Annotated in this window: 9 protein-coding genes; 1 reads left to right on the top strand and 8 read right to left on the bottom strand. The window is 75.6% G+C overall.

Going from position 1 to position 15,627, the window contains the following annotated elements:
• On the top strand, positions 1–6,135 hold a 6,135-nt coding region (locus ACKUB9_RS13220), incomplete at its 5' end, for an apolipoprotein A-IV repeat region-like domain-containing protein (RefSeq protein ID WP_407522642.1).
• A gap of 744 nt (positions 6,136–6,879) precedes the next feature.
• Here ACKUB9_RS13220 and ACKUB9_RS13215 read toward each other — a convergent pair.
• The 8 genes from ACKUB9_RS13215 to bchI all read right to left on the bottom strand — a co-directional run bounded on the left by ACKUB9_RS13215 (position 6,880) and on the right by bchI (position 15,204).
• Positions 6,880–7,050 (bottom strand): hypothetical protein, encoded by a 171-nt coding sequence (locus ACKUB9_RS13215; protein WP_407522640.1) that lies wholly within the window; start codon positions 7,048–7,050, stop codon positions 6,880–6,882.
• Positions 7,047–8,102, bottom strand: a complete 1,056-nt coding sequence (locus ACKUB9_RS13210) for a phytoene/squalene synthase family protein (protein WP_407522638.1) — start codon at positions 8,100–8,102, stop codon at positions 7,047–7,049. The genes ACKUB9_RS13215 and ACKUB9_RS13210 overlap by 4 nt, the downstream gene beginning before the upstream one ends.
• Positions 8,083–9,609: a phytoene desaturase gene (locus ACKUB9_RS13205; protein ID WP_407522636.1), complete on the bottom strand. Its 1,527-nt coding sequence runs from the start codon at positions 9,607–9,609 to the stop codon at positions 8,083–8,085. The genes ACKUB9_RS13210 and ACKUB9_RS13205 overlap by 20 nt, the downstream gene beginning before the upstream one ends.
• A 56-nt stretch (positions 9,610–9,665) precedes the next feature.
• Positions 9,666–10,580, bottom strand: coding sequence for an alginate O-acetyltransferase AlgX-related protein (locus ACKUB9_RS13200; protein WP_407522634.1), 915 nt, complete (start codon positions 10,578–10,580; stop codon positions 9,666–9,668).
• A gap of 16 nt (positions 10,581–10,596) precedes the next feature.
• Positions 10,597–11,508, bottom strand: coding sequence for a glycosyltransferase family 2 protein (locus tag ACKUB9_RS13195; RefSeq protein WP_407522632.1), 912 nt, complete (start codon positions 11,506–11,508; stop codon positions 10,597–10,599).
• A gap of 93 nt (positions 11,509–11,601) precedes the next feature.
• On the bottom strand, positions 11,602–12,492 hold the full coding sequence (gene bchO / locus ACKUB9_RS13190) for an alpha/beta fold hydrolase BchO (RefSeq protein WP_407522630.1): 891 nt from the start codon (positions 12,490–12,492) through the stop codon (positions 11,602–11,604).
• 10 nt (positions 12,493–12,502) lie between these two features.
• Complete coding sequence (locus tag ACKUB9_RS13185) at positions 12,503–14,233, bottom strand: magnesium chelatase subunit D (protein ID WP_407522628.1); 1,731 nt, start codon at positions 14,231–14,233, stop codon at positions 12,503–12,505.
• Entirely contained in the window at positions 14,230–15,204 is a 975-nt protein-coding gene (bchI, locus tag ACKUB9_RS13180) for a magnesium chelatase ATPase subunit I (protein ID WP_407522757.1), read from the bottom strand. Before bchI ends, ACKUB9_RS13185 begins: the two co-directional genes overlap by 4 nt.
• Positions 15,205–15,627 lie beyond the last annotated feature (423 nt).

Here is a 15,627-nt window from a genome sequence, read left to right as displayed (position 1 = left end):
CCCGCGGCCGCCTTCCGCCAGGCGGCCGACGAGGGGACGCAGGCCGCGACCCTCTCGGGCGACAGCGCCGCCGCCGCGTTCCGCCGCGCCCTGGAGGAGGCGGCGGTCGAACTCGACGGGCGCGCCGCACGGGCCGTCGAGGCCATCCGCGCCGCCGCCGACGCTGCGACGGGCGCGCTCGGGACCCGCACGGTCGAATCCGCGCACATCTTCCGCCGGACCCTGGAGGCGACCGGGACGGATCTCGGCACCCGCTCGGCGGAGGCCGCCGATCTTTTCCGGCAGGCCGCCGAGGCCGCGACCGGCGAGATCGGCGCGCGCGCCGCCGAGATGGCCGACGTGCTGCGCCGCGCGGCCGAGGCCGCCACCGGCGCGGTCGGCGCCCGCACCGCCGAGAGCGTCGAGCTCTTCCGGCAGAGCGCCGAGGAGGCCGGCGCGGCGCTCCAGGCCCGCAGCGACGAGGCGGCCCTGCGCTTCCTGGGCGCGGCCGACGAGAGCGTCCGCCTGATCGGCGAGCGGGTGGGTGGCACCGACGAGGCGCTGCGCACGCTGCTCACGGGCTTCGCGGCCCGGATCGAGGCGGCGACGAACACGGTGGCGCAGGTCGCCGAGGACGCGACGGGCGCCCTCGACGTGCGCACCGCCGGGGCGGCGGCGGCCTTCCTGGCGGCGACCGAGGAGGCCTGCTCCCGCATCGGCTCCCGCATGGGCGAGGCCGACGAGACGCTGCGCCTCGCGCTGGACTCCCTCGCCGCGCGGGCCGACGAGGCCTCGACGGCCATCGTGCGCTCGGCGGACACCGCGACCGGCACGCTCGACGGGCGTCTGGCGGGCCTCGCCTCCACCTTCGCGCAGGCCGCCGAGGCAGTCGCCGGCCGCATCGGGGACCAGACCGGCGCGGCCGACGAGGCGCTGCGCCGCTCGCTCGACGCCGTGGCGGCCCGGGCCGAGGCGGTGGCCGCGGCTATCGGCGAGGCCGCGGAGGCGGCGGCCGGCCGCATCGACCGGCACAGCGTCGAGGCCAGCACCGCGCTGCTCCACGCGGCCGAGGAGGCCGGCGAGCGGCTCGGTGCCCGCACGGGCGACGCGGACGCGGCCCTGCGCGCCTCCCTCGAAACCCTGGCGGCCCGGGCCGAGGAGGCATCCGCCATCCTGGCCCGCTCGGCGGAGGGCATCGAGGGGAACCTCGCCACTCGCCTGACCACGGTCGCGACCGCCTTCGAGGGGCACGGCCGCGAGCTGACCAGCCTGATCGACCAGCACGCCGACGACACCCGCACGCGCCTCGCCACGGTCGGCCGCGACATCGTCCTGGCGGTGGCCCACCAGGGCGCGCGGGTCAACGATGCCTTGATGCAGACGAGCGAGGGCCTGACCAGCGCCGCCGAGACCAGCGGCCGAACCATCGACGCGGTGCTGACGAACCGTCTCGCCGCGCTGCAGGACGCGATCGCCCGCGGCGACATCCTGGCCGAGCGGATCTCCCGCGACACCGGCGCGCTCACCGACACGGTGACGACGCAGCTCGAGGAGATCGACCGGGTCATCACGGTCCAGGGCCGCGCGGTGGCCGAGACCATCGCGGACCGCACCCGCGAGGCCCGCGAGGCGGTGGAGATCCAGCTCGGCGCCCTGGAGGACCATTCCGCCAAGCGCAGCGCCGAGATCACCGCGAGCTTCGGCACCCTGGTGGAGAGCATCGACCGCAACCTCGGCGCCCGCGCCACCGCCCTCAACGAGGCCCTGATCGTGCGCGCGGGCGAGATCGCCCGGGCCATGGCCGAGGGCGGACGCGAGGTGACGCAGGCCCTCGATGCCCGCGCCGACGAGCTCGGCCGGGCGCTCGGCGCCCAGGGCCTGGCGATGAGCGACGCGCTGACCGCCAAGGCCGGCGAGATCGGCAGCACCTTCGGCCGCCGCACCGACGAGCTCGCCGACCACCTCGACGCGAGCGCCGCCCGCTTCGACGAGCGCGTGCTGGTGCGCCTGGAGGGCGTCGCGGAGGCGCTCGCGGAGCGCAGCCGCCTGATCGAGGAGACCTTCGGGTCCCAGGCCCGGGAGATGCTCGTCCGGATCGAGGAGCGCACCCGCGCCATCGACGAGGAGCTGGCCGGCCGCACCCGCGAGCTCGTGAGCTTCGTGGAGACGCATGGCGAGGCGGCGACCCGCGACCTCGGCAGCCACGCCGAGGCGATCCGCGCCGCCTTCGAGGGCCGGGCCGACACCCTCGGCCGTCTCGTCGAGGAGCGCACCGCCGCGATGGCGGCCGAGCTCGATGCCCGCGGGCAGGCGATGTTCGTCACCGTGGGACAGCGCGTCACCGATCTCGCGCGCCTGCTCGACCGGGGCGGGACGTCCCTGGCCGAGCTCTTGGAGCGCCGGGGCGAGACCATCGTCGGGCGCCTGCAGGAGGCGACCGCGGAGGCGGACCGGGTGCTCGATGCCGGCACGGCCCGGCTCGCGGCCGGGGCCTCCGAGCGCACCACCGCCCTCACGACGCTCCTCGACGAGCGCACCGCCGCGGTCGACGGCGTGTTCGAGCAGCGGCTCAGGGCGCTCGCGGCCCTCGTGGACGAGCAGGCGGCGACGATCCACGCCCTCCTCGACGGGCAGGCCCAGACCCTGCGCGGCAGCTTCGACGACCGGGTGCAGGCGATGCACGCCCTGCTGGACGAGCGCGCCGCCGAGATGCGCGGCCTCCTCGACGGCCAGTCGACCGTGCTGCGCACGGTGCTGGACGAGCGCGTCGGCGCCCTGCAGGGCCTGCTCGCCGAGCGCGGGCGCGGCCTCGTGGAAGAGCTGGAGGCGCAGGTCGGCGGCCTCACCGGCGCGGTGGACGAGCGCACCCGCGCGCTCGGCTCGCTGTTCGACAAGCGCCTCGCCGCCCTCGACCTGCTGGTGGAGCGGCGCGGCACGGCCTTCGCCGAGATGGTGGAGGAGCGTGCGAACGCCCTCGCCGTCTTGGTGGACGGGCGCACCGACGCCTTCGCCCGCACGGTCGACGATCGGACCGAGGCGCTGGCGCAGCACCTCGCGGAGCGGATCGACGACCTCGGCACGGCGATCGAGCTGCGTGCCCAGGCCTTCGGCGGCCTCGTGGAAAATCATCGCGCGGCGCTCGTGCAGGCCCTCGACGGCGGCGCGACGCTGAAGGAGGTGCTGGAGCAGAACGAGCGGGCGATCACCGCCCTCCTCGATGCGCGCCAGACGGCGCTCGCCCGCGAGATGAGCGTGCGCACCACCGCACTCGCCGACCTCCTCGACGAGCGCACCCAGGTCCTCTCGGGCGCGCTCGACGCGCGCGGCGAGTCCCTGGCCGCCCTGCTCGCCAGCCGCGCTCAGGTGCTGGCCGACGTGATGGGCGAGGGCGATGCCGCCGCCCGGCAGATGCAGGACCGCGTCGCCGCGCTCTCGGACGCCGTCGCGCGCAGCACCGAGGCGCTGGCCGACCTGTTCGACGGCCGCGCCGCCGACTTCCTGCGCCTGATCGAGACCCGCGGCGGGGCGCTGGGCACCCAGCTCCAGGCCCGGATCGCCGAACTCGCGCAGGTGGTCGACCAGCGCAACGCCACCGTCACCGGCCTCATCGACGGCCGGATCGAGGAATTCGGTCGCACGCTCGACGCCCGCGGCCAGGATCTCGCCACGCGGCTGGAGGCGCAGATCGATGCGCTGGGCGGCACGGTCGAGGCGCGGGCGGAGGCCTTCGCGGCCCTGGTGGAGGATCGCGGCCAAGCGCTCGCGACGCTCATGCAGGAGCGCAGCGAGGCCCTGTCGGGCGCGGTGGACGAGCGAAGCGCCGCCTTCACGGCGCGGATCGACGGGCGCATGCGGGCCTTCGCGGCCCTGGTGGCGGCCCGCGGCGAAGCGCTGGCGGACGCCTTCGACGACCGCAGCGACGCCTATGCGGCGCTGGTGGATGCCCGCACCGCCGCGCTCACGGGCGCGCTCGACGAGCGCATGGCGGTGCTTCAGACCACGCTCGACGAGCGCAACGAGGTGCTCACCACCGGCTTCGACCGGCGGGCCGCCGCACTGGCCTCGGTGCTCGACCAGCGCAGCGCGACGCTGGCCCGCGACCTCGCCCAGACGGCGCGCTCGCTCGCCGGGGCGCTCGACGGGCCCGGCGCCGACCTCGCCCGCACCCTCGGGGAGCGCATGGGCGAACTGTCCCAGCTCATCGACGGACGCGGCCGCGACCTTGTCGGCTCGCTCGACGACACGGCGCGCCGCCTGAACGACGCGATCGACCAGCGTGGCACCGCCCTGGTCGCCAGCCTCGAATCCAGCGGCGGCACCGTGGTGGATGGGCTCGACCGGCAGGTGGCGTCCCTCCGGGCGGTGGTGGAGGGACCCGGCACCGCCCTCGTGACGACGCTCGGCGAGCGCTCGCAGGCCCTGGAGCAGGTCCTGAGCAACGGGGTCGGCCCGCTCATCGACGGGCTGCGCCGCAGCACCCAGGACCTCGCCGCCGTGGCGGCGCGGACCGCCGAGGAACTCGGCGCGGCGGCCGACCGGGGCGCCGCCCGGGCGGTGGCCGCCCTCACGCAGATCAACACCCAGCTCGGCGGCGACCTCGGCGTCCTGCTGGAGCGGGTCGAGCGCGCCTGCCACGGCCTGCAGGATCTGCTGGGCAGCACCGGCGACAACCTCGCGGCGATCGAGGAGGGGCTCGCGTCGCGCATCCAGCAGATCCAGGCGGCGATCGCCGAAGTGGCGGGCGAGACCGGCCGCGCCTCCGACCAGCTCGCCGGGCAGGTCGAGGCGCTGCAGGGCGCCGCGACGGGCGCGCTGCGGCAGGCCGCGAGCCTCGCCACCTCGCTCGATGCCCGCGGCCGGGCACTCTCCGACACGACGCGCCAGCACCTCGCGGTGCTGACCGATGCGGCCGGGACCCTGGAGGGCGCCGAGGGCCGGATGGCCGCCGCGCTCGCCGAGCGCCGCGGCGCGATCGAGGACCTGCTCGGGCGCATCGACGAGCGGTCCGCCGCGCTGTCGGCGGCGAGCGACGGGCTCGGCGGGCGCCTGGACGAGACCCTGCGGGGGATCGAGGCGCGTACGCAGGCGCTCAGCGGCGCGCTCGGCGAGAGCGCCCGGAAGGCCGGTGAAGCTCTGAACGAGGCCTTCGAGCGGCTGCGCGCCGGCGCCGACCAGGAGGGCGCCCGCGCCGCCGACACGGTCCGCACGGCCGTGACCGGGGCCTCGGGCGAGCTGAAGGGCGCGCTCGGCGATGCCACGGGCCGGTTCCAGGAGACGGTGGACTCGCTGCGCGGCATGGCCGCCGACATCCGCGGCACCCTCGAGGAGATCCGCGGCGACCTCCAGCGCGGGGTGGCGTCGATCCCGCAGGAGACCCAGGACGCGACCGGCGAGATGCGCCGCGTGGTGGCCGAGCAGATCAGCGCCCTCAACGAGCTGTCGGCCCTGGTGGCGCGCTCCGGCCGCAGCGTGGACGTCGCCGCCCCGAAGGCGGCGGCGGCCGGCGCGGGCGCATTCGTGGAGGCACGCCGGGCGGTTGCCCCGCCCGCGGAGGCCGCCCGGCCGGCGACTCCGGCCGCTCCGGCCGCCGCGGTGCCGCCCACGATCCCCAGCCGTCCGGCACCGCGTCCGGCCCCCGGTCCAGCGGAGCCGGCCAAGCCCGTCGCGGCGAAACCCGCCGCGCCGCGGCCCGCCATGCCGAAGGCTGGCGGGGCCGGCTGGCTGTCCGATCTCCTGAACCGCGCCTCGCAGGAGGAGCCGGGATCCGCCAGCGAGGCGGCCGACCCGCCCAGGGCGGCGCAGGCGGACGGCCTCGGGGCGATCGACACGATCACCGGCAACATCGCCCGGATGATCGATCACCCGGCGGCGGTGGAGCTGTGGGAGCGCTATCACCGCGGTGAGACCGGCGTGTTCAGCCGGCGGATCTACACGGCGCAGGGTCAGGTGACCTTCGACGAGATCCGCCGCCGCTATCAGACCGAGCCGGAGTTCCGGCGCACGGTGGACCGCTACGTGCGGGAGTTCGAGCGCCTGCTCGGGGACGTGTCGCGCGCCGACAAGGATCCCAAGCGCGCGAACGCCTACCTGACCTCGGAGACCGGCAAGGTCTACACGATGCTCGCCCACGCGAGCGGGCGGTTCGAGGGCGCGTGAGCCCAGGTTGAGGACGGCCCGGCGAGGGCTGTCCGCAGAAGCGCTCCGCTTCGCGGCCTCCCCGACCGGGGGCGGATGGCCCCGGCCGCTGCCCCGATCAGGGGCGCAGCGTCACCTCACCGGATGATGCGCGGGGAACCCCTTCCCCGTGCGACAGGCCTGTCCGGGGAAAAATCCCCGACCAGGATGGCGCGGGATCCCCTCTCCCGTGCGGGGAGGGGTAGGGGTGAGGGTCCAGGTGGTGCCGCAGTAAGAAACGGAATGTAGTGAGGGGAGCATAACGGGTCAGGCTCAAGCTCGGAGCGTGGTGCTGGTAGCGGCAGCGTCGCGTCATCTTGCGGCACCCTCCCGGGACCCTCACCCCTGCCCCTCTCCCGCACGGGAGAGGGGTTCCCGCGCCATCGATTTTCCCCGGACAGCCGTGCCCGTGCGGGCAGGGCTACGGCACAGGGGTTGGTGGATGGCTTGGCGGTGTAGCCGGAGCTCCGGAAGGGATCTGGTCGGCCTCCGGAGACCTGCCGATATCGGACTTCGCCACCCTGTTTGCGGTGCTGCCTGATCCCCGCGCCAGCAACGTCCGCCATCAGCTGACCGACGTGCAGCTGAACGCACGGGCCGCCAGCCTGTGCGGCGCGCAGGCGTGCAGCGACATGGCCGCGATCGCCCAGGACAAGTGGCGACGCTGCGCCAGATCCTGCCGCTGCACCACAGCCCGCCCAGTCCCGACACCGTCAGCCGTTCCCCTCACCCCGCGGAGGGCGGTCCTTCGCCCACGCGGGAAGCGTCGCCGGCGGTCCGGGCGGCGGCCTCGCGCCGCCGGTCACGGCGCAGGATCCAGAGCTGCCAGAAGCCGAGACCCAGCACCGCGCCGAAGAAGAGGGCAATGTCGAAGAAGGCGAACAGGGCCTCGCTCATGAGGGGGCCGGATCCCGCCAGCTCTCGCGCTCGCGCAGGATCTCGATGAGGTCGAGGAACCGTCCCGCGCGCGTGGACAGATCCCACCAGGGCAGGAGAGGTGCCGCGGCGGGAATCGGCAGGGCCGTGACGGCCTCGACGAGGAACGCCGCCTCGGGCAGCGGCGGCCAGGGCACCCCACCGGCGGCGAGAGGCAGGCCGGCGCGGGCGAGGAGTGCTGCCTTGCGGGACCCCGTGACCCGGGCGCGCTGCGACACGGGATCGAGGTCCTGGCGCGCCAGCGACCGGCCGATTTCGGCGTAGATCAGCCGCGCCGCCCGCACGGCCGGGCGGCAGCCGGCCGGCAGCAGGGCGATGCCGGGCTCCGAGCGCCGGTAGAGCATATCTGCCGCGCGCAGGAGCCGCGCCACCACGGCGGCGAGCGCCGGACTCGGACGGGGGTGGGCCAGGAACGCGTCGGGGTCGAGGCCCGCCTCGCGCATCCAGCTCTCGGGCAGGTAGAGGCGCCCGGCCCGCGCATCCTCGCCGACGTCCCGGGCGATGTTGGTGAGCTGCATCGCCATGCCGAGGTCGCAGGCCCGCGCCAGGGCCTCGGGCGAGCGCTGCCCCATCACGACCGTCATCATGGCGCCGACCGAGCCGGCGACGCGGGCCGCGTAGGCGAGCAGCGCCGGCAGGTCGGGGTAGCGCCGGCCCTCGGTGTCCCAGGCGAGGCCGTCGAGGAGGGCGGCCGGGAGGGCCAGGGGCAGGCCCACGCGGGCCACGACTTCGGCCAGCGCCCGGTCGGCGGGAGCGTCCCAGGGCCGGCCCGCATAGGCGCGGGCGAGCCGCTCGCGCAGGATCGGCACCGCGTCCGCCCGCCGGGCGCCGGTGTCCACCGCGTCGTCCGAGAGGCGGCAGAAGGCGTAGAGGGCGTAGGCGTCGCGCCGCACGGGCGCGGGCAGCAGCCAGGAGGCGGCGTAGAAACTGCGCGAGCCGGCCCGGATCGCCGCCCGGCAGGCGGCGTGGTCGGCGGCGTCGGCGAGCGGCAGGTCAGACGAAGAGCGCAGCATCCGGCACCACCCGATCGAGGATCTTCGAGGAGGAGAGCACGCCGGGCAGACCGGCCCCCGGATGGGTGCCGGCCCCGACGAGGTAGAGGTGGCGCACCGGGCTGCGGTTGTGCGGCCGGAAGTACGCGCTCTGGGTGAGAATCGGTTCGAGGCCGAACCCCGAACCGCGATAGGCGAGGAAGTCGTCGCGGAAGTCGTTGGGCGTGGTGACCCGCGAGGTCACGACCGCCTCGGACAGCCCCGGCAGCAGCGTCTCCTCCAGCGCCGCAGCGATCCGGCGTCGGTAGGGCTCGGCCAAGGCCGCCCAGTCCTGCCCGCCGTCGAGGTTCGGCACGGGGCTCAGCACGTAGAAGGCGTCGCAACCCGGCGGCGCGAGGCCCGGGTCGGTGGCAGTGGGGCGGTGAAGGTAGAGGCTGAAATCCTCGGACAGCACCTTGCGGCCGAAGATGTCGGCCAGCAGCCCGCGGTAGCGCGGGCCGAGCAGGATCGTGTGGTGCGCCACCGCCGGGTAGGTCCGGCGCGTGCCGAAGTACCAGACGAACAGGCCCATCGAGGAATGAGCCCGCCGCATCCGCCAGTCGCTCCAGGGCGGCTTCGCCTCGGGGGGCAGAAGATGCAGCGCCGTCCAGGCGGAATCGGCGTTCGAGACCACGATGTCGGCCGGGATGGACTCGCCGTCCGCCAGGACCACCCCGCGGGCGGTGCCGTTCGCGACCGTGATGCGCGCCACCTCGGCGTTCAATCGCAGGTGCCCGCCCTGCCCCTCGATCAGGTCCACCAGCCCGCGCACGAGTGCGCCGGTGCCGCCCATGGCGAAATGCACGCCCCAGCGCCGTTCGAGGGCGGCGATCAGGCAGTAGATCGCGCTCGCCCGAAAGGGCGAGCCGCCGATCAGCAGGGGATGGAAGCTGAAGGCCGTGCGCAGCCGCTCGTCGCAGAAGAAGCGCGAGACGAGCCCGTAGACGCTGCGATGGCCGCCGAGGCGCAGCAGGTCGGGGGCGATGCGCAGCATGTCGGAGGGGGCGCTGAACGGCACGTGGCCGAGCTGCTCGAAGCCGACGCGGCAGATCTCGGCCGAGGCGGCCATGAAGCGGCGGTAGCCCTCCACCTCGTCGGGCGCGATGCGGGCGACTTGCGCCAGCATGGCCGCCTCGTCGTCGCTCACGTCGAGGGTGGCGCCGTCGTGGAAGCGGATGCGGTAGAAGGGCCGCATCGGCACGAGCGCGACGTCGTCGGCGAGGCGCCGGCCGCAGAGGTCCCACAATTCCTCGAACAGGAACGGCGCGGTGACGATGGTCGGACCGGCATCGAAGGTGAAGCCGTCCTGCCGGTGCACCCGGGCGCGCCCGCCCGGCTGGTCGAGGCGTTCCAGCACCGTGACGCGGTAGCCCCGGGCGCCGAGCCGCACGGCCGCCGCGAGGCCGCCGAAGCCGCTGCCGATCACCACCGCGTGGGGCCTGCGGCGGGCCCGGGAGGTCCGAGGCCGCACATCGTCGAGTGTCAACATAAGTTGACACTATCATCGCAGACCCGCCGGGTGGCAAGGGGCGTCGGCAGGAGCCTTCAGACGGTTTCGTCCCGCAGCGCCCGGATCCGCTCGGCCGCGAAGGCCTCGATGGAGAAATCGTCGGTGGGCACCCGGGCCATGAAGCGCTCGGCGATCTCGAACAGGACGAGGTCCGGCCGCACCGCCTCGACATAGGCCCAGTCGATGTTGGCCGACCAGACGAAGTGCAGCTCGCGAAAGGTCTCGGCCAGCGCCCCGCTCAGCATGCCGTGGACGTGGCCCGAGCAGGAGGAGCCGAACAGCACCACCCGGCGCGGGTCGGCCTGCGGGCTCGGATTGCGAAAGACGACGTGCGCGCCAACATGCAGGTCGAGGCCCCGCCCGGCGGCCTCGTAGGCGCGCACCAGCGTGCCCGGCTCGCGCACCGCATCCTGCTGCAGGACGTGGCGCCGCGCCCGTTCGGGCTCCGGGAAGGGCAGCTTGGCTTCGATGTCCATCACCTCGGCCGAGAGGTAGGAGGGGCGCAGGGTGAAGTTTTCCCGCGCGGCGCCGCCGCAGGCCCGGCAGATCTCCCGGTAGGCGAGGAAGTAGCCCGGGAAGGCCCAGTGCGTGTCGGTGCGGTAGTAGAGGTCGGCCGCGTCGCGCTGCGCCCGCATCGGCGCGACGAGGTCGACCACGATGGCGCGGCCGGCCGGGGTCAGCGAGAGCAGGCGCGCGAGGCGCCGGGCGGGTGAGCGGCGGACGTCCACCCGCAGGCCCGCGAACTTGTGGTCGTAGACCGTGATCTTTTCCGGCACGACGACGTGCAGATAGCGCGCGCCCAGAGCCTCCGCCCGCGCCGCCCGGGCGAGGGCGAGGCGGCGCCACGCCAGGAGCCGCGCCCAGATCGCGCGGCCGTTGCCGTACTGGGCGACGACGTCGTTCGAGCCGCCGGTGAGAAAGAGCCAGCCGTCCTGGCCGATATGGAACATCGCGCGTCCGGCGGAGCTAGCGCGCGTCGCGCCGCGGGCCCGAGGCTTCCGGCCAGCTCGCGGCATGTGATCCGCGCGGGCGCCCTGCCCGCAGGCGCTCGGCGGCCCAGGTCCCGCCGCTGCGGGCCGGCGTGAGGGCGAGCGCCAGGGCGAGGCGGGCTTGCATCCGCGGATCGTAGAGCTCCGCGCGGCGCATCTCGCCGAGGAAGCGGCCCATCTCGCCGATCGTGCGCCAGGGCCAGCGGTGGCCGCGCCGGCCCTGCTTGACCTGCAGGTAGACCAGGGCGTTGCGGTCGATCTCGTCGCGGTAGTCGCCCGTCGCGGAGGCGTCGACCGCCAGATCGCTGCGCAGCAGGTAGAACAGCGGCGGCTCCGCGGCCCGGCCGCCGAACCCGGCCGCCAGCATCCGCTCGGAATGGTCGCAATGCTCGTAGCCGTAGCGGCCGAAGCGGGTGTCCATGTAGCCGACCGCCCGCAGCGCGGCCCGGCTGAAGGACACGCATTGCCCGGAGATGTCGGGGCTGAGCACCGGGTCTTCCGGCGTGCCCGTGCCCGAGACGAAGCGGTCCGCGAACCAGTCGCCCGCGAAGTTCGCGTGGCCCCAGCGCCGGGCGGCCTCGATCCAGGGCGCTTCCCAGCCGTCGCGGGCCGGCGCGGTGTCGTCCTCCAGCAGGACGGCGACGTCGCAGCGGGCGACCTCGTGCAGGTGGAAGAGCACCCGGTTCTTGTTCCAGGCCACGCCCCGGTTCGACGCGCTCACGTGCGGCACCCGGAGGCGGCGGAGGAGGTCCGCGGTGGCGTCGCGCGACCCGTCGTCGGCGACGAACAGCGCGTGGGGCGCGGCCGTGTGCCGGGCCACGCTCTCCAGCGTCCGCGCCAGCGACTCGGCGCGGTTGTAGGTCGTGATCCCGATTCCGAGACGCGGCAAACCGATCAGACTCCGGCGAGGATCACCGAACGGCCCGCCGGCCTCGCGGCGGCACCATAGGCGAAGGCGTCCCGGGCGCAAAGCGGGCCGGGCTCAGGCCGCCGTCACGCCCTCGCGGGCGGCCGCCGCCAGGATCAGGGCGGCGACGGTCTCGGGTTTCTCCTCGTGGGCGAGATGGCCGAGGCCGCGCAGCAGCTCCAGCCGCGCGCGCGCTCCCAGGCGCTCGGCCACGCGGAACGAGATCTCTGGCGCGATGGTTCGGTCCTCTCCGCCGACGACGAGCAGCACCGGGGCGGCGAGGCGCGGCAGGTCGCGGTCGAGGTCGACGAGGTCCCAGTTCGCCATCATGCCGAGCGCGCCGGCGATGTGGCCGGGCTTCTGAAACAGGCGCCGGTAGAGATCGAGCCCCTGGCGGTCGAGGGTGGAGCCGGTGCCGCGGATCAGCCGCTCGACGGCGCTGCGGTCGGCCGACCACGCGAAGACCCGGGGCGTGACCGGGTTGAGGAAGAGCGCCCGGGCCATCGCCGGAAAGATCAGCCCGGCCATGCCGGGAAAGGGCTTGAGCGCGGCGTTGAGGCCGACGAGGAGGCGGGGCGACAGCGTGCCGTCGAGGCAGAGCCGGACCAAGATCGCTGCCCCAGCGGAATGGCCGACGACGACCTGCGGGGCGGTGCCGAGGGCGCCGAGGAGGGCGGCCAGGGCGCTGGCTATGCGCGGCAGCGAGGGGGTCCGCAGCGGATCACTGAAGCCGTGGCCCGGCAGATCGGGGGCGATGACGCGGAAGCGCGCGGCGAGGTGCGGCAGCAGCCCGCGCCAGGAATGCGTCGCCGCACCGGTGCCGTGCACGAGCAGCAGCGCCGGCCCCTCGCCCGCCTCCTGCACGTGCCACGTCAGGCCGCCCGCCGCGACGAAGCGGCTGGCGGCGCGGTTCGGCCAGTCGCGGCCCTCGCGCTCGAAGGCGGGCCTGTCGTCTTGCAGGAACATCGGGTGGGCATCAGCCTCGCGCGGCGGTCTCGCGCCGCACCGCCCGGGAGAGCCGCGCGGCATCGGCCTGAGGCATCGGGAGGTAGTGCGCCGCCATCGCGGCGGCGAGACGGCCGGCCGCCTCCTGCGGCAGGAAGGCGGTGTCGATCAGGAGCGCGCGGGTGCCGCGCGCCGCCAGCGCCCAGGCGGCCTCCAGCGCGTCGGCGGCCGCCGCGGCCCGGCCCGGCGCGCCCGAACGCGCGATGTTCGCCCGCCCGTCGGTGAGCAGCACCACGACCGGCGTGCGCCCGCCGCGGCGGATGCCCTCCGCCAGGGCCGCCGCCGCGTCGATGCCGGCGGCGAGCGGCGTGCCCCCGCCCCCCGGCAGACCGGCGAGCGCGCGCTTGGCCCGCACCAGGGACCGGGTCGGCGGCAGGAGCAGGTCGGCCTCGCGCCCTCGGAAGGCGATCAGCGCCACGCGGTCGCGCCGCACGTAGCACTCGGCGAGGAGGAGTTCGACCGCGCCCTTGGCCTCCGCGAGGCGCTCCAGGGCGGCCGAGCCGGAGGCGTCCACCGCAAAGATGGTCGTGGTCTCGGTGCGCTGGACGAGGCGGCGGATACGCACGTCCTCGGGCCGCACCACCACCCGTCCGGCGGGGGAGCCGCGCAGCCGCTGCCAGGGCGCGGCGGCGCGCAGCGTCTCGACGAGGGCGAGGCGCCCGCGGCGGGGATCGCCCGGCCGCGCGCCGGCGGGCCGCCCGCGGCGCGGCTGCGCCGCCGCGGCCCCGGCCCGGCCGGCCGAGGGGGCGCGGGGGCGCGGACCCGCCCCGGTCAGCAGCCGGGCGAGGAGGCCCGGGGGGATCGCCGCCGCGGCGGCCGCGAGCACGCGGTCCTGCGCTGCGCTGCCCTCTCCCGCGGACGGCTCCGTCTCGGAGTCGGGCGGCGGTTCGGCCGGGTCGGAGTCAGGGATGTCGGGCTCGGCGGGCCGCTGCAGCGCGCGCGGCGCGAGCACCAGGGCGGCCGCGGCCGCGAGATCCTCTTGCGCGACCGCGTCGCGCCCGGCGAGCGCGGCATGCAGCCGCGCGACGCGCAGCGCGAGCAGCGGCGCGCGCAGGGAGGCGATGCCGAGCGCGAGCGCCGTCCGGCAGAGCAGGTCGACAGCCCCGGCCTCGCAGGCCACGCGGTCGAGGCGGACGCGCGCCGCAGCGGGATCGGCGGCGGGGAGCGCCGCCGTCAGGTCGGGCAGGCGCACCGCGTCGAGGTCGAGCCAGAGGGCGGCCCGGTCGGCGAGGGCGGCGGGCAGGGCCTCCTCGGCCTCCTCGCTCTCGTTGAGGAGCACGAGGCCGCAGCGCGCCGGCAGCCGGGCGGCGAGGCCGTCGCGGGCGATCCCGACCTCCCCGGTGTCGAGCGCCTGCGCGATCCGCGACGCCGTGCCGGGGGGCAGCCGCTCGGCCATCGGCACGATCACCGCGCCGCCATCCGCCTGCGCCAGCAGGCCCGGTCGCAGCACCGCCCGCCCGGTCCGCAGGGTCGCGGGCAGATCGAGGCCGCCGAGCAGGTTCTCGTCGCCGATGCCGGCGGGCAGGCGCGGCATCGGGGCGGCGGCGGGCCAGAGCGCGCGCAGCCGGGCGAGCCACGCGTCCCGGGCCGGGCCCGGCCGGGCGCGCACGACAACGCCGCCGCAGCCCGCCGGATCGAGGGCGAACAGGGCGGCGGCGAGGCAGGCGCGCGACCAGGCCGTCTCGGCCGCCGGCGCGCTCACCCCAGGATCTCATCGACGGCGCGCGCGACGCGGGCGGTGGACCCGGCCTCGTCGAGCGGGTTTCGGCGCAGGCGGTGGCGCAAGGCGGCGGGCGCGACGGCGCGCAGGTGCGCGGTGGTCACCCGCCGGTCGCCCTCCAGGCTCGCCAGCGCCCGGGCGGCGCGCATCAGGGTGAGTTCGCCCCGCAGGCCGTCGGTGCCCAGCGCGAGGCACAGGCGCGCGGCGGCCTCCAGTGCCGCATCCGGCACCGCGACGCTACCCAGCCGGTTCCGCGCCGCCAGGATCGTCTCGCGCAGGGACCGCTCCTCGCCCGCCCAGGTGCCGCCGAACCCGGCCGGGTCGCGCTCGTAGGCGTCGCGCCGGCGCACGATCTCGATCCGGGTCGGCAGATCGGTCGGCGTCGTCACCTCGACCGCGAGGCCGAACCGGTCGAGGAGCTGCGGCCGCAATTCTCCCTCCTCCGGGTTGCCGCTGCCGACGAGGACGAAGCGCGCCGGATGGCGCACGCTCAGGCCCTCGCGCTCCACCGTGTTGACGCCCGAGGCGGCGACGTCGAGCAGGAGGTCCACGAGGTGGTCCTCCAGCAGGTTGACCTCGTCGATGTAGAGGAAGCCGCGGTTGGCCCGTGCGAGCAGGCCCGGCTCGAACGCCTTCTCGCCCGCCGAGAGGGCGCGGCCGATATCTAGCGCCCCGACCACGCGGTCCTCGGTAGCGCCGAGCGGCAGGTCGACCACCGGCACCGGCACTGCCTGAACGGGCAGGCCGTGGGGCAGGCGCGCCTGGCAGGCAGCGCAGAGCCCGGCCGTCTCGGCCGGGTCGCAGGCGTAGGGGCAGCCCGCCACCGCCCGCATCGGCGGCAGCAGCGCCGCGAGCGCCCGCACGGCCGTGGACTTGCCGGTGCCGCGATCCCCGAAGACCAGCACGCCGCCCACCGACGGATCGATGGCCGCGATCAGCAAGGCGCGGCGCATCTCGTCCTGGCCGACGATGGCGGCGAACGGATACGGGCCGGCCGCGGCCAGGGGCCGGGTCTCGGGAAGCGGGTCCGGCTTCAGGGCCCGCCGGGACAGGGCCGATTGGGTGAGCGCCACGACGGGTCCTCAGCGAGCAGGGCCGGGCGTCCGGAACCGGATCACCATTCACCCGGAGGGTGGAAATGTCCAATAGAATTGACGATTGAAGTGTCCTTGTAGGCTGACATCATCGCAGGCGCAGCGGGCTGGGAATGATACGCGGACAGCACCCCCTCTCCCGTGCGGGAGAGGGGCGGGGGTGAGGGTCCAGGTGGTGCCGCAGTGAAGCTGAGGCCGTCATGTGGGGAGCGGAACGCGTCAGGTTCAGCAACCAACCTCAGAGCTGGTAGCGGGCACCATGCAGCTTTCTCCGGCTCCCTC

It is taken from the genome of Methylobacterium oryzisoli, from assembly GCF_046557895.1.
GTDB lineage: Bacteria > Pseudomonadota > Alphaproteobacteria > Rhizobiales > Beijerinckiaceae > Methylobacterium > Methylobacterium oryzisoli.
Note: the sequence above shows the minus strand (reverse complement) of the source record. Positions and strands in the feature narration are given on the sequence as shown.